The 908-nt window shown below is 57.0% G+C and carries 2 protein-coding genes; one reads left to right on the top strand and one right to left on the bottom strand.

What is annotated here, in order from left to right:
• On the top strand, window positions 1–358 hold a 358-nt coding region (locus A3754_RS00900; RefSeq protein WP_156496650.1), incomplete at its 5' end, for a helix-turn-helix transcriptional regulator.
• On the opposite strand, the gene A3754_RS00905 is transcribed toward A3754_RS00900, so the two are convergent.
• Window positions 355–908 (bottom strand): PLP-dependent transferase (locus tag A3754_RS00905; RefSeq protein ID WP_197468346.1); only part of this gene is annotated, 554 nt, incomplete at its 5' end. The two genes, A3754_RS00900 and A3754_RS00905, sit on opposite strands and share 4 nt — an antisense overlap.

The raw sequence follows: 908 nt of genomic DNA on the forward strand, positions 1-908 counted from the left end.
GCTTTGCCAGCACTTGCGCACCCTGGCCGACCAGCTGCTGGAGCAACTGGGCAGCCAGTCGTTAAGTGCCAGCGTCCGCGACCTGTTACGTCAGCATCCCCGCTGGGGCAAGGAAAAAGTGGCCGAGCAGATGGCCATGAGCGGCCGCCACCTGATCCGCAAACTCAGCGAAGAAGGCACCAGCTTCAAGCTGCTGCGCGATTCACTGCTGCAGGGCATGGCTGAACAGTCACTGAAGGAAGGGTCAAAACTCTTTGATATTGCCGACAAATTGGGCTTTTCCGATGAAAGCGCCTTTGCCAAAGCCTTCAAACGCTGGACCGGCATGACGCCGGCCCAGTTTCGTGCACAAATTTAAACGGCCAACAGCGCCTGTTCGATATCTGCCAGGATATCGTCCACATGCTCGATACCAATGGACAGACGCACCAGGTCTGCGCTGACACCCGCCTTTTTCAGCTCTTCATCATTCAACTGCCGGTGTGTGGTAGTCGCCGGATGGCACGCCAGAGACTTGGCATCACCAATGTTGACCAATCGTTTGATCAACGCCAGCGCATCGATAAAACGCGCTCCCGCCTCGCGGCCACCTTCTACACCAAAACTGAGAATGGACGAGGGCACCCCGCCATCCATGTATTGCTGCGCCAATGCATAATCCTTGTCGGTTTCCAGGCCGGCAAAATTCACCCAGCTCACCTTGGCATGGTCGCGCAGGTACGCAGCCACTTTCATGGCATTCTCGCAATGGCGTTCCATGCGCAGGCTCAGGGTTTCAATGCCCTGCATAATCAGGAACGCATTCATCGGTGACAACGCGGCACCCATATTGCGCAAGGGCACAACCCGGGCACGACCAATGAACGCGGCCTCACCCATGGCCTCTACGTACACCACACCGTGATAGC

It is taken from the genome of Alcanivorax sp. HI0083 (assembly GCF_001635175.1).